We start from the raw sequence: 22,117 nt of genomic DNA on the forward strand, positions 1-22,117 counted from the left end.
TTCATGACGCATTCACGCCAGTCCGACGCCCTTCGCGCAGCCCAGCTGTATTACCTCCAGGACCTGACCATGGACGCCATTGCCCGCGAGCTCCGGACGTCCCGGTCCACGGTTTCGCGGCTGTTGTCGGCGGCCCGCGATTCGGGTCTGGTGCAGATCCAGATCCGCAGCCCGCTGGACACCGGACCCGAACTTGAGAGCATGATCCGCGCGGAGTTCAAGGTGGATGTACACGTTGTTCCGGTGGTGGACACCCTCAATGAGGCGGAAACGCTGGACCGGGTGGCCATGCAGGCCGCCCGGACGATCGGACCGCTGGTGGACTCAAACGCCATCATCGGCGTCGCGTGGGGCTCCACCCTGAGCGCCGTGAGCCGGCACCTGACCCGCAAGATCACCCACGACAGCGTGATCGTCCAGCTCAACGGCGCCGGCAACATGCAGACCACCGGCATCACCTACGCCTCCGACATCATGCGGCGGTTCGGCAGCGCCTACGGTGCACGGGTGGAACAGTTTCCCGTGCCGGCTTTCTTCGACCACGCTGCGACCAAAACGGCCATGTGGAATGAGCGCAGTGTTCAGCGCGTCCTGGAACTGCAGGCCCGGATGAGCATCGCGATCTTTGGAGTCGGATCGGTCGACGCCGACTATCCCAGCCACGTCTACGCCGGCGGCTACCTCGATGAAGACGACTTGAACGTCCTCGCGAACTCCGATGTGGTGGGTGATGTTGCCACGGTGTTCTTCCGCGCTGACGGGTCCTCGGACGGCATCACGCTCAACGAGCGGTCCACCGGCCCGGATCTGGCTCAGCTCCGCCAGGTGCGGCGCCGCATCTGTGTCGTGTCCGGTGCCTCCAAAATCAACGGGCTCCGGGGCGCGCTGGCGGCCGGACTGGCCACCGACCTGATCCTGGACGAGGCCAGCGCCCGGAGGCTCGTCCGGTTCGACGGACTGTCCTGAGCGGCCGTGGCGCACCGTGACCGATGCGGCCGGCGGCACCGGCGATCCGTCGCTCGCCAGCGCCAGTAGGTAAAGTCATTGTCATGAAACTCTCCCCCCAGGTGACCCTGAACAACGGCGTATTGATCGACCGGCTGGGGTTCGGGCTGTACAAGGTCCCCCCGGCCGACGCCGCCGCCCTGGTGACCATGGCGGTCGAGGCCGGCTACCGGCACTTCGACACCGCCGCCATGTACGGCAACGAGACCGGCGTCGGCAAGGGAATCGGTGCCCTGTCCGGATTTGAGGGCACGGGCGGCGGCCCCGGGGAAACCGCACCCTACGTTTCCCGCCAGGACCTTTTCGTCACCACCAAGGTCTGGAATGACGACCACGGCTACGACGCCACGATGCGGGCGTTCGACACCTCGATCTCCAACCTCGGTTTGGAATACATCGACCTCTACCTCATCCATTGGCCGTGCGCGCGGCGCGGCCTGTTCCCGGAAACGTACCGCGCCCTGGAGACTCTGTACCGCGAGGGCAAGGTCCGTGCCATCGGCGTCAGCAACTTCCAGCCGGAGCATCTGGACCGGCTCCTGCAGACGGCGGAGGTGGTTCCTGCCGTGAACCAGATCGAGCTTCATCCGTGGCTGCAGCAGGATGAACTGCGGGAAAAGCACGAGGTGCTGGGCATCCGCACTGAGGCGTGGAGCCCTTTGGGCCGCGGCCAGGTCCTGCAGGATCCCGTGATCCTGGCCCTCGCCGCCGAACACGACCGCACGCCGGCGCAGATCATCCTCCGCTGGCACCTGCAACTTGGCAACATCGCCATCCCCAAGGCCAGCTCGTCCGGGCGCATCCGAGAAAACTTCGAGGTTTTCGATTTTGAGCTCACCCCGCTGGACATGTCGGAGATCGGCGGCCTCGAACGCGGCTTCCGGACCGGCTCCCACCCCGACAACGTCGCTTAGGATTCAAACCAATGGAACAAGTGGATACCGGGTCCTCACGCACGCCCCTGTTCAGCGGCGGGCTTGACGCCCGCACCCGGGCCGCGTCCGTGGAGGTTGACGGCGCCCGGATCGCGTACTGGGTCTACGAACCCGTCCGGGTCACCCCGGAGACCCGCACCATCCTGGTGGTGCACGGTTTCCGCGGCGACCACCACGGCCTGCTCCGGGTGGCGGACCAGCTGACAGACATGCGACTGATCATGCCGGACCTGCCCGGCTTCGGCAGCTCGGCCGCCTTCGAAGGGACCGAGCACAGCGTTCCCGCCTACGGCAGTTTCCTCGGCGGCTTCATGGCCGCGCTGGGCCTGGGCGCGGATACGGTCCTGCTGGGACATTCTTTCGGGTCGATCATCGCCAGCCATTTCGTGGCGGCCAACCCCGGCGCCGTGGCCGAACTGATCCTGGTCAATCCCATCGCGGCGCCCGCCCTCGAAGGGCCCAAGGGCCTGATGACGAAGCTTGCGGTGCTCTACTACGAGGCCGCGGCGCGCCTTCCCCGGCGGCTCGGCCTGGCCCTGCTGCGCAGCCAGGCGATCGTGCGGGTGATGAGCGTGACGATGGCCAAGACCGGGGACAAGGACATCCGCCGGTTCGTGCACGCCCAGCACAGCGCCTACTTCTCCTCCTTCGCGGACCGGGACAGCCTGCTTCAGGCCTTCAAGGCCTCGGTCGGCGGCAACGTCACAGAGGTGGCCGGCGAACTGACGCTGCCAGTGCTGCTGATCGCGGGTGAGAAGGACGAGATCGCCATGCTGGCGGACCAGCACAAACTCGCGGCGCGGCTTCCGAACGGGAGCTTGGAAGTTATTCCCGGCGTCGGGCACCTGATCCACTACGAGACCCCCGAACCCGCCGCCCGCTATATCCGACGCTTCCTAAAGGACCACGCCGCGTGAAGATTCTCATTGATGCCCGTTTCACCCGGCTGGACCAGCACGACGGCATCAGCCGCTACGGCGCCAGCCTGATCGCGGCGGCCGCCAAGATCGCCGACGTTTCGATGCTGATCAGCGACCCCCGCCAGCTCGCGCTCCTGCCCGAGGTTCCGTACACCGTGATCAACAGCCCGCTGTCCCCGGCCGAGCTCTTCGTGGCCGCGAGGGTCAACAAGCTGGGCGCGGACGTCGTGGTGTGCCCCATGCAGACCATGGGCAGCTGGGGCCGGAAGTACGCTCTGGTGCTGACCTTGCACGACCTCATCTATTACGAGCACCCCACCCCGCCCGGGTTCCTGCCAGCCCCGGTCAGGGTCCTGTGGCGCCTGTACCACAAGGCCTTCTGGCCCCAGCGGCTCCTGCTGAACAGGGCGGACATCGTGGCAACCATCAGCTCCACCACGGCGGCCCTGATATCGAAGTACCGGCTCACCCGTCGTCCGGTCAGAATTGTCGGCAACGCTCCCCAGCACGGCCACACACCGCGCGACCCCGGGGCGGGGGCCGACAAGACGCTGCTCTACATGGGTTCGTTCATGCCCTACAAGAACGTGGAGACCATGGTCCGCGGCATGGCGGAACTGCCGGACATGACCCTCCATCTGTTGAGTCGCATCACCCCGGAGCGGCGGGCCGAGCTCGAGGCCCTGGCTCCGCTGGGCGCAAACATCGTCTTCCACAACGGCGTGACCGACGCCGAGTACGAGACCCTCCTGGCGCGCACCACCGCCCTGATCAGCCTGTCCCGGGCCGAGGGCTACGGCCTGCCCCTGGTCGAGGCGATGTCGCACGGCACGCCTGTGATCGCCAGCGACATCCCGATCTTCCGGGAAGTCGGCGACGACGCCGTCAGCTACGTGCATCCCGACTCGCCGTCGGAGTTTGCCGAGGCCGTGCGCGAGCTCGAGGACCCGGCCCTGTGGAAGACGCGTTCCCGCCGGTCAGTGGAGCGCGCCGCCGACTTTAGCTGGGACGAGTCGGCACGGCGGCTCGTGGCCGTCGCCGAAGAGGCCGTCGCGCTCCGGGACCGGCCTCGCGGCCGGAAATAGCCGGAACGGCTGTAAGTGGCCGGCGCGGGGAACCACTCCGCGCCGCACTCGCATCGAGGCGGGCATGACGCCGGGGCCACGAGTCGCCGAGCACCGATTTGTCACAGAGGGTCGCAATAGGAGCCTCATTCCGGCCATCTGTGGCGAATGGCCGCCAGCATGCGAAGGGCTTCGGTCCATCCCTGAGTGGTGGTGCCTTCGATGAGTTTGTGGAAGGTCCTAGAGGACGTCCACGCCGTCCAGGCGCAACTGCACCGGGTCGTCGCTGCGCTTGGCTGCGGCTGCCGCCTTGACGGCCCGCATGACGGCCGTGGCCTCCGCGGCCTGGGCGTAGGGGATGAACAGCAGGGTCCGGACCTCCTCGCCGGAATCCCGCGGCGCAGAATCCCGCGGCGCAGATTCCCGAGGCGGCGTGCGGCCGGCGCCCGTGGCCGCCGGCAGTATGACGGGCGCGGGCCCGGCCGTCCGGAGGACGGTTCCCTGCGCCGCCAGCCGCTGCTGAATGGCCTCCGTGAAATGCCCAACGGCGGTCCTGCCGCCGGTGACGGAGGCGACCCGCACAGCGGGCGGCAGCTGCAGCTCCTGCCGCAGGGCCAGTTCCCGGCTGGCGTACCCGGCGGGATCCCAGCGCAGCAGGGCGCCCACCCCGGCGGCGTCGTCCGCGGTAATGACCACCAGGCCGCCGTCGTGTGCCGGCCGCACCAGGGCCGCGGCGTTGAACCAGCGGCGGACTGCGTCCTCCCCCGCCCTCAGGTTTTCCCGGCGCAGCAGCGAGTCGCCGTCGAGCAGCAGGGCTGCGGCGTACCCGCCGGTGGCCACCGGTTCGGCTCCGACGGTGGCGACCACGAGGGCGCTCGTCTCCGGCACGGTGGCCTTGATCTGGTCCCCAGAGGAGGTGACGACCGGTTTTCCCGGAAACGCCCGGCCGAGCTCCTCCGCCGTGCGGAGGGCTCCCGTGGCGCCACGCCGGAGCCTGACACCGTTGCACGTGCCGCAGCGCCACACCGGGGCCGGGGACGAGCACCAGCGGCATTGCGGCACGGCGCTGCTTCCGCCCGGTCCGGCGATCGCCAGGGGGCCGCTGCAGGCGGTGCAGCGTGCCGGTTCCCGGCAGGTTTCGCACACCAGCGAGGGAGCGTAGCCGGCTCGGGCCACCTGGACCAGCACCGGACCTCGTTCCAGGCCTTCCTTGGCAGCCCGCCAGGCCGCGCCGGGGAGGCGGGCGATGCGGGCGAGCGGGTCATGTTCGAGTTCATAGCTGTCGGCCGTGTTCAGGACGCGCGGGACTGTCCGCCGGAGGACGGTTCGCTCAGCTTCCACGGCCTGTGCCCAGCCGGAGACGACCAGCCGCTCCGTTTCGGTGCTGCGTGAATGGGCGGCAAGCAGGCACGCGGCGCCCTCCTGGCCCGCCCGGAGCAGGAGTACTTCGCGGGAGTGCGCGTATGGGGAGCGCTGCTCTATGTGGAGGTCGTCGCCGTCGTCCCAGCAGACCACGAGCCCAAGGTTCCGCACCGGCGCGTAGGCCGCGGACCGCGTGCCCACGGCGACCCCGGCCGCGCCGCTGAGGACGCGCAGGAAGCTGCGGTAGCGCGGTGTCTGGCCGTCGTCTGCGGTGAGCCGGGCGACGTCGCCGGCCGGAAGGAGTTCCAGCAGGGCAGACTCCACGCGGTCGAGGTCCCGGTAGTCGGGCACCACCACGACGGCGCCGCGACCGGAGATCCGCACAGCGGCCACAGCTTCCGCGACCATCCGCGGCCAGCCGCCGGGCCCGTACCCCTGGAGGGCGGACAGCACGGCCCGGGGCGACTCCCCCGCGACGAGGTGGGACAGGAACGCCGGACCGTTGCGGTACGTGGCCCAGACGCTGCCCGCGGCCGGTGACGGAAGCGACACGTCGGTCGCTAGACCGAACGTCTCAGTACCGAACAGCTCGGGATCGAGCCGGCCGTCCGGGGCGAATTCCTTTTCGAGTTTGGCCATGCGTGGGGGCACGGCAACCCGCAGGACATCGCTGACCGTTCCGGCGTAACGTGAGGCGATCCGGCCGGCGAGCTCGGCCACCGCAGGGGTGAGGACCGGAACGGGAGAGAGTACTTTGTGCAGTGGCACAAGGGGGTGGCCGGCGTCGGACCCGGCCGTGCGCTCGAGCAGGTAGCCGGTCAGTTCCTGCCCGTTGAACTTCACCTTGACCCGGACTCCGGGCAAGGCGTCGGCGTCGAGGGCGGCCGGCACGCTGTAATCGAAAGGCCGGTCCAGGTGTGGCAGCGAGGATTCGATCAGCACCCGCGCCACCGGCAGCTGGGCAGCAAGGGCGGGCCCGGACGCTTCCGCGGCGGAGGCGGGAAAGCCCTGGAGCAGGGACAGCTGCTGGGGTTCGCCCGGCGCGCCGCCGGCAGGACTGCGACTCACGGCTCATACCTCCCTTTGGGCTCGTTCGACAACGCCACCGGATAGACAAGAACACCGACTAAACAAGAACACCGGCTAAATGCGAACCGTTTAGAAATGTGCTGTAGCCAGGCCACCGGAGGGCGGCCTGGCTACAGCACATCACACAGGACTGACAAACTCACCGTCAAAACAAACCGACGAGACGGCTTCGGACGCTGTGGCACGGCCTCAGGCGTTGAAGAACGCCTTCAGCTCGTCCACCCGGTCCAGGCGTTCCCAGGTGAAGTCCGGGTCGTCGCGGCCGAAGTGCCCGTGGGCGGCGGTCTTGGCGTAGATCGGGCGCTTGAGGTCAAGGGCGTCGATGATGGCCCGGGGGCGCAGGTCGAAGATCTCGGCGATCGCGGCGCTGATCCGCGCAGGGTCCACGGTTTCGGTTCCGAAGGTCTCTACGTAGGTTCCCACCGGGCGGGCCTGCCCGATCGCGTAGGCGATCTGGATTTCGGCGCGCTTGGCCAGGCCGGCGGCCACCACATTCTTGGCGACCCAGCGCATGGCGTAAGCGGCCGAGCGGTCCACCTTCGACGGATCCTTGCCGGAGAACGCGCCACCGCCGTGGCGGGCCATGCCGCCGTAGGTGTCGACGATGATCTTGCGGCCGGTCAGGCCGGCGTCGCCCACCGGGCCGCCAATGACAAAGGCGCCCGCGGGATTGAGGATGTTGCGGGTCCGTGAGATGTCCAGGTTGGACAGCGCCATGACCGGTCCCACCACATGCTCGGCGAGGTCGGCCCGGAGCCGGTCGAGGCTGGTGCCCTCGGCGTGCTGGCTGGAGATGACGACAGTCTCGACCGAGACCGGACGGTCGCCGTCGTAGCCCACCGTGACCTGGGTCTTGCCGTCCGGGCGCAAGTAGGCGAGTTCGCCGTTCTTGCGGACCTCGGTCAGGCGCTCCGAGAGCCGGTGCGCGAGCCAGATCGGCACGGGCATGTACGACGGAGTCTCGTCGCTGGCGTAGCCGAACATGAGTCCCTGGTCGCCGGCGCCCTGGAGGTCGTAGTCGTCCTCCTGGCGTCCCTCGCGGGCTTCGAGCGAGTTGAACACGCCGCCGGCGATGTCGTTGGACTGCTGGCCTATGGATACCGATACGCCGCACCGGGCGCCGTCGAAGCCGTTGGCCGAGGAATCGTACCCGATGCCCAGGATGGTCTCCCGGACAATCTGGGGGATCTCGACGTAGGCGTCGGTGGTGACCTCGCCGGCCACGTGGACCAGCCCGGTGGTGGCCAGCGTCTCCACGGCAACCCGGGACTCGGGGTCTTTGTCGAGCAGGGCGTCGAGGATCGCATCGCTGATCTGGTCACAGATCTTGTCGGGGTGGCCCTCCGTCACCGACTCGGACGTGAAGAGCCGGAGCGCGGCGGGCGTGGACCCGTGGAAGGCGGGGATGTGCAGCGGTAAAGTCACTCAACTACCTTACTGGTTGGAAAACGGACGTCCGGCGGCGTGTGTCCCCGTGCTAAGGAGATGTTGGTTACGCCGGCTACGCCGGCGGTACAGCCCGGCTCAGCTCGGCGCTGATCCGGTCGATCACGGCAGCCGCGACGTCGGATTTGGAACCCGACGCCTCTTGGGGTTCGGAGCCGTCGCGGGAAAGGATGACTACGGAGTTCGTGTCTTCGCCAAAGACCAAGTCCTGGCCCACCTGGTTGACGACCAGCAGGTCACAGGCCTTCCGGTGCAGCTTGTCCCGGGCGTACTCGAGGACGTCGCCGCCGGCGTCGCCGGTCTCGGCGGCAAAGCCGACGATCAGCTGATCCCGGGACGCGGCGTCGCGGACCTCGACGAGTTCCCGCAGGATGTCGGGGTTGCGCACCAGGTTGATCACCGGGTCGGCGACGTCGTCGCGCTTCTTGATCTTCGTTCCGGAGACGTCTGCCGGGCGGAAGTCCGCGACGGCGGCGGCCATGATGACGACGTCGGAGTCGGCGGCCGCGTGCAGCGCCGCCTTCCGCAGCTCCAGGGCAGTCTCGACCTGGACGACTTCGACGCCGGCGGGGGCCGGGACCTCCATGTGGGCGGCCAGCAGCCGGACGCGGGCGCCGGCCTCGAGCGCGGCCGCGGCCAGGGCCACGCCCTGTTTGCCGGAGGAGCGGTTGCCGAGGAACCGCACGGGGTCCAGCGGTTCCCGGGTGCCGCCGGCGCTGATGGTCACAGTGAGCCCGGTCAGGGCCCGGACCGCCGCCGGTGCCGCCGACGGTGCGGCCGGCGCCCCCGCCGGTGCCGCCGACGGTGCGGCCGGCGCCCCCGCCGTAGCAACGGATGCGCCGGCGAGGGCCATGGCGGCGGAGAAGATCGCCTCGGGCTCGGGCAACCGGCCGGGACCGGAGTCGGCGCCGGTCAGGCGGCCACTCGCGGGTTCCAGCACGGTGACGCCGCGGCTGCGCAGGGTTTCGACGTTGGCTTCGGTGGCGGGGTGCTGCCACATTTCGGTGTGCATGGCCGGGGCCATGAGCACCGGGCAGTCGCCGGCCATCAGCAGGGTGTTGGTCAGGAGGTCATCGGCCTGGCCGGTGGCCGCGCGGGCCAGGAGATCGGCCGTGGCCGGGGCCACGACGATCAGTTCGGCCTCGTGGCCGAGCCGGACATGGTTGACCGTGTGGACGGCGTCGAACACGCTGTTGCTCACCGGGTGCCCGGAAAGGGCCTCCCACGTGGCGACGCCGACGAAGCGGGTGGCCGCCTCGGTGGGGATGACCGTGACGTCATGCCCGGCTTCAGTAAAAAGCCGGAGGAGCGACGCCACCTTGTAGGCGGCAATCCCTCCCCCGACTCCGAGGACTATGCGCACGTGATCTCCGTCAGCAGGCAGTCTGTTTACTTGGCTCTTCCCGCGGAGGGAATTACTCTGCGGCTTCGATCGGCGTGGAGACGAGCTTGCCTTCGTTGATCTCGCGCAGCGCGATCGACAGGGACTTCTCGTTCAGCTTGGTGTCGACCAGCGGACCAACGTACTCAAACAGGCCCTCATGCAGCTGGGCGTAGTACGCGTTGATCTGGCGTGCGCGCTTGGCACCAAAAATCACCAGTCCGTACTTCGAGTCGGCGGCCTTCAGCAGCTCGTCGATCGGCGGGTTGATGATGCCTTCAAGGTTCGTGGACACGAATTCTCCAAATTCTAACGGGCCGGTACGTCCCGGCGCCTAGCGCGGGTTCGGGGTCAGCCCCATGAGTGAAACAAGCTCGTCCGCTGCCCGACGAACGTCATCATTGATAACGGTGTGGTCGAACTCCGGTTCAGCGGCAAGTTCTAGTTTAGCGGTTTCCAGCCTCTGCTGCTGTTCTTCGGCGCTTTCCGTGCCGCGGCCGACCAGCCGGCGGACCATTTCGTCCCAGCTCGGGGGCGCCAGGAACACAAACTGGGCGTCCGGGACGGCCTGCTTGACCTGCCGGGCGCCCTGCAGATCGATCTCCAGCAACACCGAGCGGCCCTCGGCAATGGCGGCGTCAACCGTGCTGCGCAGCGTGCCGTAGCGGTTCCGGCCGTGGACGACGGCCCATTCGAGCAGTTCGCCGTTTTCGATCAGGGAATCGAATTCCTCGGCCGACTTGAAGAAGTAGTGGATCCCGTCCTGCTCCCCCGGCCGCGGTGGGCGCGTCGTGGCCGATACGGACAGCCAGACGCCGGGGTAGTTGTCCCGGATGTAGGTGGACACGGTGCCTTTGCCAACAGCCGTCGGGCCGGCGAGGACTGTCAGTCCCGGATTCTTGGTCACATATTCCTTTGGGCGGTGGTGGGGCAGCTCGGCGGGCCGAGCTATTTGTCGTCAATAAAATCTACCAGCGCGCGGCGCTGGTGGATTCCCAGGCCCCGGACCCGTCGGGATTGTGCGATGCCGAGCTGGTCCATGATGGCCGCCGCCCGGACCCGGCCGATCCCGGGCAGGGCTTCGAGCAGCTCCACGATTCTCATGCGGGCAATGGCGTCGTCGGTTTCGGCGGCACTGATGATTTTGGCGATAGTCAGTTCTCCCGACTTGAGCCGCTCTTTTGCCTCGGCCCTGGTGGCTCTTGCGGCGGCAGCCTTGCGAAGGGCGTCGGAACGCTCCTGCGGAGTGAGGGGTCTCAAACTCACTGGAAGTCCTCCCTGCATGGCGGGACGGGGCACCCTTGCCCTTGCCCCGAACCTACAGTCTGGCGGCGGCAGAAATCAATGGAAATCTGAGGGACGCCGGCATGCCAAAGAAGGCCATGGTCCGAAAGCCAGCCGGCCCGGGTCCGGGTGCTCCGGTCCCGGGCCGGCAGGGCGGCTGCCGCTAGGCTGCGAGGAGTTCGTCGAGGGTGCGCCGTGCGGCATCCCGGAGGGACTGCACCTGCGGTCCCGCGCCGAGGATGTCCCGGCTTGAGGTGCCCAGAACCTGGGGGTAGGCCGCACCGAAAGTGCGGCGCAGGTCCGCGGCCGTGGCGCCCTGCGCACCCAGCCCGGGGGCGAGGATAGGCCCGCGGACCGCTGCCAGGTCCAGATCCAGTGCGGTGAGCGCGGAGCCCACCGTGGCGCCGACCACCAGGCCCACGGAACCGAGTGGACCGTCATACCGGCGGTTCTCCGCCGCGGCCGCTTCCGTGATCCGCCGCGCGACGGAGTCCGTCCCGCCGACGTGCTGGACCGAGGCGCCTTCCGGGTTCGAGGTCAGCGCGAGGACGAACACGCCGCGCCCGGTCTCGGCCGCCAGGTCCAGGGCGGGCCGGAGCGACTCAAAGCCCAGGTACGGGCTCAGCGTGACCGAATCCGCGGCCAGCGCCGAGCCGTCCCGCAGCCAGGCGTCAGCGTAGGCGGCCATGGTGGAGCCGATGTCGCCACGTTTGGCGTCCGCAATGCTCAGCACGGAGGCTTCCGCCGCCGCGGCCAAGGTGCGTTCGAGCACGGCGATTCCAGCCGAGCCGTGCCGCTCGTACAGGGCCACCTGCGGCTTCACCGCGGCAGCGAGGGAGGCCACGGCCTCCAGGACGGTCAGCGAGAAGCGTTCCAGCCCGGCGGCGTCGTCAGTCAGCCCCCAGCACTGCATGAGCGCCGGGTGCGGGTCGATGCCGACGCACAGCGGGCCGCGGTCCGCCATGGCCCGACCCAGCCGGGAGCCGAACGACTCCCGGCCGGCCGTTGCGGCGGTGGATGCCTCAGGCATCCTGCAGGGCCTTGAGGTTGGCGGCGTGCTCCTGCAGGCTCGTGACGGACCATTCGTAGGTGCGCAGCGCCTCGATGGCCTGGACGGCGGCGTTGAACTCGGCCACGGTGGTGATGCACGGGATGCCGATCGACGTCGCGGCGGCACGCAGTTCGTAGCCGTCGCTGCGGGCCTCGCCACCGGAGGGGGTGTTGAAGACCATGTCGATCTCGCCGGCGATGATGAGGTCGGCGATGGTGCCTTCGCCTTCGGCGCTGGAGCCCTCGGCGACCTTCCGGACCGGGGTGGCCTGGATGCCGTTGCGGCGCAGCACGTCGGCCGTGCCGCCGGTGGAGACGATCTCGAAGCCGAGGTCCGAGAGCCGCTTGACGCCCATGATGACCGAGCGCTTGTCCCGGTTCGCCACCGAGACGAAGATCTTGCCCTCGGTGGGCAGCGCGTTGTTGGCGGCCGCCTGGCTCTTGGCGAAGGCCGTGTCGAAGTGCTTGTCGATGCCCATGACCTCGCCGGTGGAGCGCATTTCCGGGCCGAGCAGGGAGTCGACCACCTTGCCCTCGGGGGTGCGGAATCGGCTGAACGGCAGCACGGCTTCCTTGACCGAGACCGGTGCATCCAGCGGCAGGGAGGAGCCGTCGCCGCTCTCCGGCAGCATCTTGTACGCGCTGCGGAGCTGGTTGATGGTGACGCCGGTGCCGATCAGGGCCGCGGCCTTCGCCATCTGGACACCGGTGGCCTTGGAGACGAACGGCACGGTGCGTGAGGCACGCGGGTTGGCTTCGAGGACGTAGAGCACGTCGGAGGCCAGCGCGAACTGGATGTTGATCAGGCCGCGGACGCCCACGCCCTCGGCGATCGCCAGCGTGGCGGTCCGGACCCGTTCCAGCACGTTGCCGCCCAGCGTAATGGGCGGCAGCACGCAGGCCGAGTCGCCGGAGTGGATGCCGGCCTCCTCGATGTGTTCCATGATGCCGCCGAGGTACATTTCCGTGCCGTCGTAGAGGGCGTCGACGTCGATCTCGACGGCGTCCTCGAGGAAGCGGTCGATCAGCACCGGGTGGTCCGGGGTGATTTCGGTGGCGTTGGCGATGTAGCGGGAGAGGTTGGGCTCGTCGTAGACGATCTCCATGCCGCGTCCGCCGAGGACGTAGGAGGGGCGGACCAGGACCGGGTAGCCGATCTCGTCGGCGATCTTCTTGGCGTCCTCGAAGGACACTGCGGTGCCGTTCTTCGGCGAGACGAGCCCGGCCTTGTCGAGCACGCGGGAGAAGGCGCCACGGTGTTCTGCGAGGTCGATCGCCTCCGGCGAGGTGCCAAGGATCGGCACGCCGGCGTCGGCGAGCTGCTGGGCCAGTTTGAGCGGGGTCTGGCCGCCGAGCTGGACGAAGACGCCCATGACGCCGCCGGTGCGTTCCTCGGCCGCGATGACCTCGAGGACGTCCTCCAGGGTGAGCGGCTCGAAGTAGAGCCGGGTGGAGACGTCGTAGTCCGTGGAGACGGTTTCCGGGTTGCAGTTGACCATCACGGTCTCGTAGCCGGCCTTGCGCAGCGCCATCGAGGCGTGGACGCAGGAGTAGTCGAACTCGATGCCCTGGCCGATCCGGTTGGGGCCGGAACCGAGGATGATGATGGACGGCTTGGCGTGCAGCGCGACCTCGTCCTCCTCGTCATAGGAGGAGTAGTGGTACGGGGTGTAGGCGGCGAACTCGGCCGCGCAGGTGTCCACGGTCTTGTAGACGGGGCGGATGCCGAGGGCCTGCCGGACGCCGCGGACGACGTCCTCGGAGTTGTGGGTCAGGGCACCGATCTGCTCGTCGGAGAAGCCGTGCCGCTTGGCGCGTGTCAGCATCTCCGGCGTCAGCGCCGCGGCCTGCCGGATTTCGAGGGAGATCTCGTTCAGCAGCTGGAGCTGGTCCAGGTACCAGGGGTCGATCTTGGTGGCCTCGAAGAGCTGTTCCACGGTGGCGCCGCCGAGCAGGGCGCGCTGGACCTGGTGCAGGCGGTCGGTGGTGGGCCGCTTGGCCTTCTCGATCAGCTCCGCAACTTCCCATTCCGGGACGTGGCTGAAGTCCAGCTGGGAGCCTTTCTGCTCCAGGGAGCGCAGGGCCTTCTGCAGCGCCTCGGTGAAGTTCCGGCCCATGGCCATGGCCTCGCCCACCGATTTCATGGTGGTGGTCAGCGTGGGGTCCGCCGCCGGGAACTTCTCGAACGCGAAGCGCGGGACCTTCACCACCACGTAGTCCAGGGTCGGTTCGAAGGACGCCGGGGTCTTCTGGGTGATGTCGTTCGGGATCTCGTCCAGGGTGTAGCCGAGGGACAGCTTGGTGGCGATCTTGGCGATCGCGAAGCCGGTGGCCTTGGAGGCCAGGGCGGAGGAACGGGAGACGCGCGGGTTCATTTCGATCACGACGACGCGGCCGGTGTCCGGCTCGACGGCGAACTGGATGTTGCAGCCGCCGGTGTCGACGCCGACCTCGCGGATGACGGCGATGGAGATGTCGCGCAGCCTCTGGTACTCGCGGTCCGTCAGGGTCAGCGCCGGGGCGACGGTGATCGAGTCGCCGGTGTGCACCCCGACCGGGTCGAAGTTCTCGATGGAGCAGACCACCACGACGTTGTCGTTCTTGTCCCGCATCATCTCGAGCTCGTATTCCTTCCAGCCGAGGATGCTCTCTTCGAGCAGCACCTCGGATGTGGGGCTGTACTGCAGGCCCTGGCCGACAATCCGGCGCAGGTCGCCCTCGTCGTAGGCCAGCCCGGAGCCGAGCCCGCCCATGGTGAAGGAGGGCCTGACGACCATCGGGTAGCCGAGGTCCCCGGCCGCGGCGAGGGCCTCGTCCATGGTGTGGATGATGTGGCTGCGGGCCGACTCGGCGCCGCAGCGCTCCACGACGCCCTTGAACTTCTCGCGGTCCTCGCCGAGCTCAATCGCGGCAATGTTGGCGCCGATCAGCTCGACGTTGTACTTCTCCAGGACGCCGTTCTTGTCCAGCGCGATGGCCGTGTTGAGGGCCGTCTGGCCGCCAAGGGTCGGCAGGAGCGCGTCGGGGCGCTCCTTGGCGATGATCTTCTCCACCACTTCGGGGGTGATCGGCTCGATGTAGGTGGCGTCGGCGAACTCGGGGTCCGTCATGATGGTGGCCGGGTTGGAGTTGACGAGAATGACCCGCAGGCCTTCCTCCTTGAGGACGCGCAGTGCCTGGGTGCCGGAGTAGTCGAATTCGGCTGCCTGGCCGATCACGATCGGGCCGGACCCGATGACCATGACGCTCTTGAGGTCAGTTCTCTTGGGCATTACTTCTTGTCCTCAGTCTTGGAATCGGTGGCAGTTTTTCTGTCGGTCTCTGTCTTTGCAGAAGCGTCCGCCATCAGCTCGATGAAGCGGTCGAAGAGGTAGGCGGCGTCGTGCGGGCCGGCGGCAGCTTCGGGGTGGTACTGCACGGAGAAGGCCGGGATGTCGAGGCAGGCGAGCCCTTCGACGACGTCGTCGTTGAGGCTCACGTGGCTGACCTCGACGCGGCCGAAGCGTTCCTCGGGGGCCTGGGTGGCGCCGTTGAGCGGGGCGTCGACGGCGAACCCGTGGTTCTGCGAGGTGATTTCGACCTTGCCGGTGCGGCGGTCCATCACGGGCTGGTTGAGGCCGCGGTGGCCGTAGCGCAGCTTGTAGGTGCCGAACCCGAGGGCCCGGCCCAGGATCTGGTTGCCGAAGCAGATGCCGAAGTACGGGATCTTCTCGTCGAGCACGGCGCGCAGCAGCGCGACCTGGTTGTCGGCGGTGGCGGGGTCGCCGGGGCCGTTGGACATGAAGAAGCCGTCGGGGTTCACGGCTTGGACGTCGGCGAGGGTCGCCGTGGCGGGCAGCACGTGCACCCGGACACCGCGCTCGGCGAAGCGGACCGGGGTCATGCGCTTGATGCCTAGGTCGATGGCGGCAATGCTGAACCGCGGCTCGCCGTCCCAGCCGAAGTCCCTGGGCTCCACCGTGTACGCGGCGTCCACGCTGACTTCCTCGGCAAGACGCGAGCCTTCCATCGGCGCGCTGGCCAGGACGGCGTCGGTCAGTTCCTTGTCCGTGGCGCGGGCGGCGTCGCCGGAAAAGATGCCGGCGCGCATGGTCTTGTGTTCGCGCAGGTGGCGGGTGATGGCGCGGGTGTCGACGCCCTGGATGCCGACGATCCCCTGCTCGATGAGCTCGTCATCCAGGGAGCGTTCGGAACGCCAGTTGGAGGGCCGGCGCGCGGCGTCGCGGACGATGTAGCCGGCGACCCAAATGCGGCGGGACTCGGCGTCGTCGGTGTTGACGCCGGTGTTGCCAATGTGCGGCGCGGTCTGGACCACGAGCTGGCGTGCGTAGGAGGGGTCGGTGATGGTCTCCTGGTAGCCGGTCATGCCGGTCGCGAAGACCGCCTCGCCGAGCGCCGTTCCGGTGGCGCCGTAGCTGGTGCCGCGGAAGATCCGGCCGTCCTCGAGCACGAGGACTGCGGGGGTCGATGCTGCTGCAGCGGGTGGAGTGCGGTTTGCTGTCACTGATTTTTCTGACACTGATTCTTCTGACACTGCTGTTTCTGTCACTTCGTTGGATTCCGTCACGTCGTTACTTTCCACTATCGGCTTCTGCCTGAGGGGCTGCGGAGATCAAATCTTGGAGGGTGGTGAGGAGCACGGTCTTGTCCTCGGCACGGCGGGTCCGGTAGCCGGTGTCCAACTCGTGGGAACCGAGCATCCAGCTGAGCACCAGCAGGCCGTCTTTCTCGACGAACTTTCCGGCCATGCCGCTTTCCTGCCGCACACCGGTGAGGCGTCCGGTCGGGATGAACACCGGGCCGGCGCCCGCGCGCTCGAACAGCACGCCTTCGGGGTGCACGCTGAGCTTGGCGTTGGTGCGGATGCCCAGATTGTGCACGGCGATCCGGTCGAGCCAGTCGCCGGCGGTGGTGGATGCGACGTACTGTCCGTCAGCTGCGGCCAGCGGGGCGCCGAGCTCGGCGGGAACCGCGGGGAGGGGCTCGACGTCGGACTGGCGGCGCAGGCGGTTACGCCAGCCGACGGCGATGAGGACAAGCGCGACGACGGTCAGGACGAGCGTGAAGAGAAGGGAAAGGTCCTTGACCGTCATGCGCGGCGGCCCGCCGGTCCGGCGTCGACGGCGTCGACCGGCCACCGGTACGGTGTGTTGAGTTTGCCGTCGAGGACGGTCGGGTGGCCCTTGAAGAACGTCGCCACTACCTTCCCGGGCAGTTCCCGGCCGGCAAACGGAGAGTTACGGCCCATGGTTGCCATCTTAGAAGGGTCAACGGTCCAGCGCGCAGCCGGGTCCACGAGTATGACGTTGGCAGGCTCTCCGGCCTCGAGCGGGCGGCCCTGGTCCTGGACCCGGCCGATGGCGGCCGGAGCCGTGGACGTCACGCGGGCGAAGTCCTCCCAGCCCATCAGGCCGGTTTCGATCATCGTGTGCTGCACCACGGACAGCGCGGTTTCCAGCCCGGTCATGCCCATGGCCGCCTGCGCCCACTCGCATTCCTTGTGTTCGCTCGGGTGCGGGGCGTGGTCGGTGCCGACGACGTCGATCGTGCCGTCGGCCAAGGCGGCGCGGAGGGCCTGGACATCGGCGTCCGTGCGCAGCGGCGGGTTGACCTTGTAGACGGGGTCGTAGCTGCGGGCGAGCTCATCGGTGAGCCAGAGGTGGTGCGGGGTGACCTCGGCCGTGACGTTCACGCCGCGGGACTTGGCCCAGCGGATGATCTCCACGGACCCGGCCGTGGAGACGTGGCAAACGTGCAGGCGGGAACCGACGTGCTGGGCCAGCAGCACGTCCCGGGCGATGATGCTCTCTTCGGCCACGGCCGGCCAGCCGGCCAGGCCGAGCACTGCGGAGACCTCACCCTCGTTCATCTGGGCGCCGGCAGTGAGGCGGGGTTCTTGCGCGTGCTGCGCCACCACGCCGTCGAACGCCTTGACGTATTCGAGCGCGCGGCGCATGAGCACCGGATCGTGCACGCAGATGCCGTCGTCGGAGAACACCCGCACGTGGGCGCGGGAGTCGGCCATGGCACCGAGTTCGGCGAGCTGCTCCCCGGCGAGTCCCACGGTGACGGCGCCCACCGGGCGGACATCCACCCAGCCGGCGGTCCGGCCAAGGGTGAGGACCTGTTCGACGACGCCGGCGGTGTCCGCCACCGGGGTGCTGTTGGCCATTGCGTGGACCGCCGTGTAGCCGCCCAGCGCGGCGGCGCGGGTGCCGGTCTCAACGGTTTCGGCGTCTTCGCGGCCGGGTTCGCGCAGATGGGTGTGGATGTCCACCATGCCCGGGAGCGCAACGAGGCCTGTGGCGTCAATTACTGTTGCGTCCCTCACCCCGGCGTCGTCGGCGTCCAGCTGACGGCCGCGGGCGACGATCACGCCGTCCCGGATCAGGAGGTCCTCGACTGCTCCGCCCAGGATCGCGGCGCCCCGGATGAGGTACGCGCCGCTGTTGTCTGCGTTCTGTTGCTGTTCGGCCATCAGTGGCTCTCCTGGTGGGAATAAGTGAGGTTCGGATTGGCGGCGTGGGACGCGGCCGCAGAGGCAGAAACTGGTGCAGCGGCGGGTTCGCGGTTCTCCCCGGAAAGCAGCAGGTACAGGGCCGCCATGCGGATCGAGACGCCGTTGCGGACCTGTGCCAGCACGGTGGAGCGGGGCGAGTCGGCCGCGGCCGCGGAGATTTCCAGGCCGCGGTTCATCGGACCCGGGTGCATGATGATGGTGTCCTTGAGCCCCAGGCTGTCGAGGGCTCGGAGCCGGTTGTCGTCGAAGCCCCAGCGCCGGGAGTATTCGCGGGTGGTCGGGAAGAAGGATGCATTCATCCGTTCGCCCTGGACGCGGAGCATCATCATGGCGTCCACGCCCTGCGCGAGGGTCTCGTCGAGGTCGAAGCTGACGGCGCATGGCCATTTGTCGACGCCGATGGGCAGCAGCGTGGGCGGCGCGACGAGGGTCACTTCGGCGCCGAGGGTGCGCAGCAGCCAGACGTTGGAGCGGGCCACGCGGGAGTGCAGCACGTCCCCGGCGATGGCGACGCGCATGCCTTTGAGGTCGGCCCCGGCCGACGGCGTGCCGGCCAGCTTCGACCAGTGCCGGCGCATGGTGAACGCGTCCAGCAACGCCTGGGTGGGGTGTTCGTGGGTGCCGTCACCGGCGTTGATGATCGCGGCGTCGATCCAGTCGGTCGCGGCGAGCCGGTGCGGGGCGCCGGAGGCCCAGTGCCGGATGACCACCGCGTCGGCGCCCATCGCGGCGAGCGTCTGGGCGGTGTCCTTGAGCGACTCGCCCTTGGAGACTGAGGAGCCCTTCGCGGCGAAGTTGATGACGTCGGCGGAGAGCCGCTTGGCGGCGGCTTCGAAGGAGATCCGGGTGCGGGTGGAGTCCTCGAAGAACAGGTTGACCACGGTGCGCCCGCGCAGGGCGGGGAGCTTTTTGACCTCGCGCTCCCCCACGGCCGCCATTTCCTCGGCGGTATCCAGGATGCGGATGGCGTTGTGCAGGCTCAGGTCTTCGGTGGAGAGCAGGTGCCTCATGCGGTGGCCTCGATGACCACTTCATTGATGCGGACGCCGTCGGGGGCACCGTCCACAGAGTCGGTTTCCTCGAGCCGGACCCGGACCTTCTCGGAAGAGGAGGTGGGCAGGTTCTTGCCGACGTGGTCCGCGCGGATGGGCAGTTCCCGGTGGCCGCGGTCGATCAGCACGGCGAGCCGGACAATCCGCGGGCGGCCGAGGTCGATGATGGCATCGAGGGCTGCCCGGATGGTGCGGCCGGAGTAGAGGACGTCGTCGATCAGGACAACAACTTTGTTGTCGATCCCGGTGCGCGGCAGCTGGGTGGGGTACGGCGGCCTGGTGGGCTGGTGCGAGAGGTCATCGCGGAACATCGTGACGTCGAGCTGGCCGACAATCGCAGCGGCATCCACGGTGGGATCCGCGGCGGCGATCTTGGCGGCGAGGCGAACGGCGAGGGGATAGCCCCGGCGCGGGATGCCCAGCAGGACGAGGTCCTGGGAGCCTTTGTTGGCCTCGAGAATTTCATGGGCGATACGAGTAAGGGCGCGGTCAATGTCAGCCTGGTTGAGGACAACCCGGGTGAGCACCACCTTCGCCGGACCCGGTGCTGAGGGCACAGAAGTCAAAGCTCGTCTCCCCTTTCCCCGCCTCACGGGACGGAATTAAAAAAGGATTATTTGCTCTTTCAAATTACCACAGCGGCGCCGTCGCCCCCTCGCCGCCGGAATGCGTTTAACCTCACACGGACATAGGCTCGGTTCCATGACGATGAACGAGCCGCGGCCCGGGCAGGACCACCTCGGCGCCTCCAGCCGGCGGCCGCTGCCCCAGCAGGCCAACCCGACGTGGCTGGGGCATGTCCAACCGGCCCACTACCAGCGGGCCCCGGCCAACAACCGCGGCCAGTTCCAGCAGGCACTGCCTCCTGCTCTACCGGCGGTCCCGGGCGGCCGCCGTTCCGCCGGCGTTTTTGGCCTCGTGCTGGCCGGCGGATTCGTCGCGTTTTTCAGCCTCTTCCTGGTCCTGCCCTTCCTGCTGGACAGGACCGGAATCTCCGGCTTTGTCATTGGCTTCCTCGCCTCGCTGATTCCGCTGGGGACCGTGCTGTTGACGGTGCGCTTCATCGACCGCTGGGAGCCTGAGCCCAAGCCGCTGCTGCTTTTCGCCTTCGTCTGGGGCGCCGCCGTCTCGATCGCGGTGACGATGCTGATCCAGCCGTATTTTTCGCTGGTGGCGGGGCCGGCCTCGGGCCTGGACTATACGACGTTCGCCGTGACGGTCCAGGCGCCGGTGGTTGAGGAGTTCGCTAAATCCCTGGGGCTGCTGGTGCTCCTGCTCTTCGCCCCGAAACACTTCAACGGACCGGTGGACGGCGTGGTGTTCGCCTTCACGATCGCGGCAGGCTTCGCGTTCACCGAGAACATCCTCTACTTCGGCCGCGCCATCGCCGAATCCAGCGACCCCGGCACGGACCTCGCGGTAGTGTTCTTCCTCCGCGGGGTCATGTCACCCTTCGCCCACGCCATCTTCACCGGTACCACCGGCCTGATCATGGGCTTCGCCGCGCGCCGCGGGCGCACCGGGCTGTCCGTGCTGGCGTTCGTCGTCGGCCTCGTCCCCGCGATGCTGCTTCACAGCGCCTGGAACCGCATGGGCCAGGACTTCCTGGCCCAGTACCTGCTGGTGCAGGTGCCGATCTTCCTGGTGGCGGTCCTGGTCATCGTGCTGCTGCGGGTGGCGGAGCGCAGGCTCACCCGCCAGCGGCTTAACGAATACGCGGCCGCGGGCTGGTTCACCGCGGCCGAGGTGCAAATGCTGGCCACCGCCGCGGGCCGCCGTTCTGCGCTGCGCTGGGCCAAGTCCGTTGGGCGGGGCGCGCAAATGAAGGCCTTGTTCGATGCAGCCACCCAGCTTGCCCTCACCCGGCAAGGGATCCTCAGCGGCCGGGACGTGCCGGCGCACCAACGCGAGGAGCAGCACCAGCTCGCCGAGATCGCCGCGCTCCGGGCCGCCGTCGCCGGCTAACGAAAGAACCCCGCCCAGGCTGTCCTGGGCGGGGTTCTTCGTGGTGCGGGGGCTGATTCCGGTGCGACCTAGGCCAGCAGCGAAGGCTTCAGCTGCTGCAGCCGGCCCAGCAGGCCGTTGATGAACGACGGCGACTCGTCCGTCGAGAGCGTCTTGGCCAGGGCCACAGCTTCGCTGACTGCCACGCCGTCCGGGACGTCGTCGTTGTAGAGCAGTTCCCAGGTGCCGATCCGCAGGATGATGCGGTCCACGGAGGGCATGCGCTCCAGGGTCCAGCCCTGCGAATAGGTCTCCAGGAATTCGTCGATGGCCACCTGGTGCGAGACCACGCCTTCGACGATTTCGAGGGTGTACGGGTTGACGATCTGGTCTGTCTGCTCGCGGCGGGACTTCAGTACGTCGAACGCCGAGGCAGAGCGCTGCTCGGCCTCAAAAAGCACATCGAGGGCCCGGTTCCGGGCCTTACCGCGCGCACTCACTAGTCGTTGACCCGGCCGAGGTAGCTGCCGTCGCGGGTGTCGACCTTGACCTTCGTGTTGTTCTCGACGAACAGCGGCACCTGGATCTCATAGCCGGTTTCGAGCGTGGCGGGCTTGGTGCCAGCCGAGGAGCGGTCGCCCTGCAGGCCCGGCTCGGTGTAGGTGATCTCGAGCACGACGCTCGGGGGCAGTTCGATGTAGAGCGGGTTGCCCTCGTGGATGGCGATGTTGACCATCTGGTTTTCGAGCATGAAGTTGGTGGCGTCGCCGACGGTGGCGGCCGAAACGGTGAGCTGGTCGAAGTCCGAGGTGTCCATGAAGACGAAGTCGGTGCCGTCCTGGTACAGGTACTGGTAGTCGCGGCGGTCCACCGTGGCGGTCTCAATCTTCAGTCCGGCATTGAAGGTCTTGTCGACGACCTTGCCGGACATCACGTTGCGCATCTTGGTGCGCACGAACGCGCCACCCTTGCCGGGCTTGACGTGCTGGAACTCGATGATGTTCCAAAGCTGGCCCTCAAGCTTAAGGACGGTTCCGTTCTTGATGTCGTTAGTGGTTGCCACTG

20 protein-coding genes are annotated in these 22,117 nt (G+C 68.2%); 5 read left to right on the forward strand and 15 right to left on the reverse strand.

Annotated features, from left to right (window positions below; translation table 11 throughout):
- Nucleotides 1–3: 3 nt before the first annotated feature.
- The 4 genes from BLS42_RS11375 (at nt 4) to BLS42_RS11390 (ending at nt 3,945) form a co-directional block, all read left to right on the forward strand.
- Nucleotides 4–966 carry a sugar-binding transcriptional regulator gene (locus BLS42_RS11375; protein WP_090581206.1) on the forward strand — a complete coding sequence of 321 codons (963 nt, stop codon included), beginning with the start codon at nt 4–6 and terminating at the stop codon, nt 964–966.
- Nucleotides 967–1,049: 83 nt separating this feature from the next.
- Complete coding sequence (locus BLS42_RS11380) at nt 1,050–1,919, forward strand: aldo/keto reductase (RefSeq protein WP_090581056.1); 870 nt, start codon at nt 1,050–1,052, stop codon at nt 1,917–1,919.
- Between the two features lie 11 nt (nt 1,920–1,930).
- Complete coding sequence (locus tag BLS42_RS11385; protein ID WP_090581059.1) at nt 1,931–2,857, forward strand: alpha/beta fold hydrolase; 927 nt, start codon at nt 1,931–1,933, stop codon at nt 2,855–2,857.
- Complete coding sequence (locus BLS42_RS11390) at nt 2,854–3,945, forward strand: glycosyltransferase family 4 protein (protein ID WP_090581062.1); 1,092 nt, start codon at nt 2,854–2,856, stop codon at nt 3,943–3,945. The genes BLS42_RS11385 and BLS42_RS11390 overlap by 4 nt, the downstream gene beginning before the upstream one ends.
- Nucleotides 3,946–4,164: 219 nt before the next feature.
- Here the strand turns inward: BLS42_RS11390 and BLS42_RS11395 are convergent, their stop codons facing one another.
- The 13 genes from BLS42_RS11395 to pyrR all read right to left on the reverse strand — a co-directional run bounded on the left by BLS42_RS11395 (nt 4,165) and on the right by pyrR (nt 19,674).
- On the reverse strand, nt 4,165–6,354 hold the full coding sequence (locus BLS42_RS11395; RefSeq protein WP_090581065.1) for a primosomal protein N': 2,190 nt from the start codon (nt 6,352–6,354) through the stop codon (nt 4,165–4,167).
- A gap of 210 nt (nt 6,355–6,564) precedes the next feature.
- The gene (gene metK, locus BLS42_RS11400) at nt 6,565–7,800 is read right to left on the reverse strand and encodes a methionine adenosyltransferase (RefSeq protein ID WP_090581067.1); all 1,236 of its coding nucleotides are present in this window, start codon (nt 7,798–7,800) and stop codon (nt 6,565–6,567) included.
- A 76-nt stretch (nt 7,801–7,876) separates the two neighbouring features.
- Nucleotides 7,877–9,184 carry a bifunctional phosphopantothenoylcysteine decarboxylase/phosphopantothenate synthase gene (locus tag BLS42_RS11405; protein ID WP_090581069.1) on the reverse strand — a complete coding sequence of 436 codons (1,308 nt, stop codon included), beginning with the start codon at nt 9,182–9,184 and terminating at the stop codon, nt 7,877–7,879.
- Nucleotides 9,185–9,236: 52 nt separating this feature from the next.
- The gene (rpoZ, locus tag BLS42_RS11410) at nt 9,237–9,497 is read right to left on the reverse strand and encodes a DNA-directed RNA polymerase subunit omega (RefSeq protein WP_090581074.1); all 261 of its coding nucleotides are present in this window, start codon (nt 9,495–9,497) and stop codon (nt 9,237–9,239) included.
- A 39-nt stretch (nt 9,498–9,536) separates the two neighbouring features.
- Entirely contained in the window at nt 9,537–10,109 is a 573-nt protein-coding gene (gene gmk / locus BLS42_RS11415; protein ID WP_090581077.1) for a guanylate kinase, read from the reverse strand.
- 41 nt (nt 10,110–10,150) lie between these two features.
- Nucleotides 10,151–10,468, reverse strand: a complete 318-nt coding sequence (gene mihF / locus BLS42_RS11420; RefSeq protein ID WP_176803364.1) for an integration host factor, actinobacterial type — start codon at nt 10,466–10,468, stop codon at nt 10,151–10,153.
- A 181-nt stretch (nt 10,469–10,649) separates the two neighbouring features.
- Complete coding sequence (gene pyrF, locus BLS42_RS11425) at nt 10,650–11,516, reverse strand: orotidine-5'-phosphate decarboxylase (protein WP_090581083.1); 867 nt, start codon at nt 11,514–11,516, stop codon at nt 10,650–10,652.
- Complete coding sequence (gene carB / locus BLS42_RS11430) at nt 11,509–14,808, reverse strand: carbamoyl-phosphate synthase large subunit (RefSeq protein WP_090581086.1); 3,300 nt, start codon at nt 14,806–14,808, stop codon at nt 11,509–11,511. The genes pyrF and carB overlap by 8 nt, the downstream gene beginning before the upstream one ends.
- The gene (gene carA / locus BLS42_RS11435) at nt 14,808–16,040 is read right to left on the reverse strand and encodes a glutamine-hydrolyzing carbamoyl-phosphate synthase small subunit (RefSeq protein WP_090581210.1); all 1,233 of its coding nucleotides are present in this window, start codon (nt 16,038–16,040) and stop codon (nt 14,808–14,810) included. Before carA ends, carB begins: the two co-directional genes overlap by 1 nt.
- Nucleotides 16,041–16,107: 67 nt before the next feature.
- Nucleotides 16,108–16,629 (reverse strand): PH-like domain-containing protein, encoded by a 522-nt coding sequence (locus BLS42_RS11440; protein WP_090581089.1) that lies wholly within the window; start codon nt 16,627–16,629, stop codon nt 16,108–16,110.
- Nucleotides 16,626–18,014, reverse strand: a complete 1,389-nt coding sequence (locus BLS42_RS11445) for a dihydroorotase (protein WP_090581092.1) — start codon at nt 18,012–18,014, stop codon at nt 16,626–16,628. The genes BLS42_RS11440 and BLS42_RS11445 overlap by 4 nt, the downstream gene beginning before the upstream one ends.
- Nucleotides 18,014–19,066 carry an aspartate carbamoyltransferase catalytic subunit gene (locus BLS42_RS11450; RefSeq protein WP_090581095.1) on the reverse strand — a complete coding sequence of 351 codons (1,053 nt, stop codon included), beginning with the start codon at nt 19,064–19,066 and terminating at the stop codon, nt 18,014–18,016. The genes BLS42_RS11445 and BLS42_RS11450 overlap by 1 nt, the downstream gene beginning before the upstream one ends.
- Entirely contained in the window at nt 19,063–19,674 is a 612-nt protein-coding gene (gene pyrR / locus BLS42_RS11455; protein WP_090581097.1) for a bifunctional pyr operon transcriptional regulator/uracil phosphoribosyltransferase PyrR, read from the reverse strand. The genes BLS42_RS11450 and pyrR overlap by 4 nt, the downstream gene beginning before the upstream one ends.
- A 136-nt stretch (nt 19,675–19,810) precedes the next feature.
- On the opposite strand from pyrR, the gene BLS42_RS11460 reads away from it, so the two are divergent.
- Nucleotides 19,811–21,073, forward strand: a complete 1,263-nt coding sequence (locus tag BLS42_RS11460; RefSeq protein ID WP_256336415.1) for a PrsW family intramembrane metalloprotease — start codon at nt 19,811–19,813, stop codon at nt 21,071–21,073.
- Nucleotides 21,074–21,141: 68 nt separating this feature from the next.
- Here BLS42_RS11460 and nusB read toward each other — a convergent pair whose 3' ends face one another.
- Both nusB and efp read right to left on the reverse strand, forming a co-directional pair.
- Complete coding sequence (gene nusB, locus BLS42_RS11465) at nt 21,142–21,552, reverse strand: transcription antitermination factor NusB (RefSeq protein ID WP_018773145.1); 411 nt, start codon at nt 21,550–21,552, stop codon at nt 21,142–21,144.
- Nucleotides 21,552–22,115 (reverse strand): elongation factor P, encoded by a 564-nt coding sequence (gene efp, locus BLS42_RS11470; protein WP_090581102.1) that lies wholly within the window; start codon nt 22,113–22,115, stop codon nt 21,552–21,554. Before efp ends, nusB begins: the two co-directional genes overlap by 1 nt.
- Between the last annotated feature and the right edge of the window lie 2 nt (nt 22,116–22,117).

The organism is Arthrobacter sp. ov407 (assembly GCF_900102895.1).
Classification (GTDB): domain Bacteria; phylum Actinomycetota; class Actinomycetes; order Actinomycetales; family Micrococcaceae; genus Arthrobacter.

Bases quoted from the DNA above. Each gene is read 5' to 3' on its own strand.
- BLS42_RS11375 (WP_090581206.1), top strand. From the start codon at position 4: ATGACGCATTCACGCCAGTCCGACGCCCTTCGCGCAGCCCAGCTGTAT.
- BLS42_RS11380 (WP_090581056.1), top strand. From the start codon at position 1,050: ATGAAACTCTCCCCCCAGGTGACCCTGAACAACGGCGTATTGATCGAC.
- BLS42_RS11385 (WP_090581059.1), top strand. From the start codon at position 1,931: ATGGAACAAGTGGATACCGGGTCCTCACGCACGCCCCTGTTCAGCGGC.
- pyrF (WP_090581083.1), bottom strand. From the start codon at position 11,516: ATGCCTGAGGCATCCACCGCCGCAACGGCCGGCCGGGAGTCGTTCGGC.
- carB (WP_090581086.1), bottom strand. From the start codon at position 14,808: ATGCCCAAGAGAACTGACCTCAAGAGCGTCATGGTCATCGGGTCCGGC.
- BLS42_RS11440 (WP_090581089.1), bottom strand. From the start codon at position 16,629: ATGACGGTCAAGGACCTTTCCCTTCTCTTCACGCTCGTCCTGACCGTC.
- BLS42_RS11445 (WP_090581092.1), bottom strand. From the start codon at position 18,014: ATGGCCGAACAGCAACAGAACGCAGACAACAGCGGCGCGTACCTCATC.
- BLS42_RS11450 (WP_090581095.1), bottom strand. From the start codon at position 19,066: ATGAGGCACCTGCTCTCCACCGAAGACCTGAGCCTGCACAACGCCATC.
- BLS42_RS11460 (WP_256336415.1), top strand. From the start codon at position 19,811: ATGACGATGAACGAGCCGCGGCCCGGGCAGGACCACCTCGGCGCCTCC.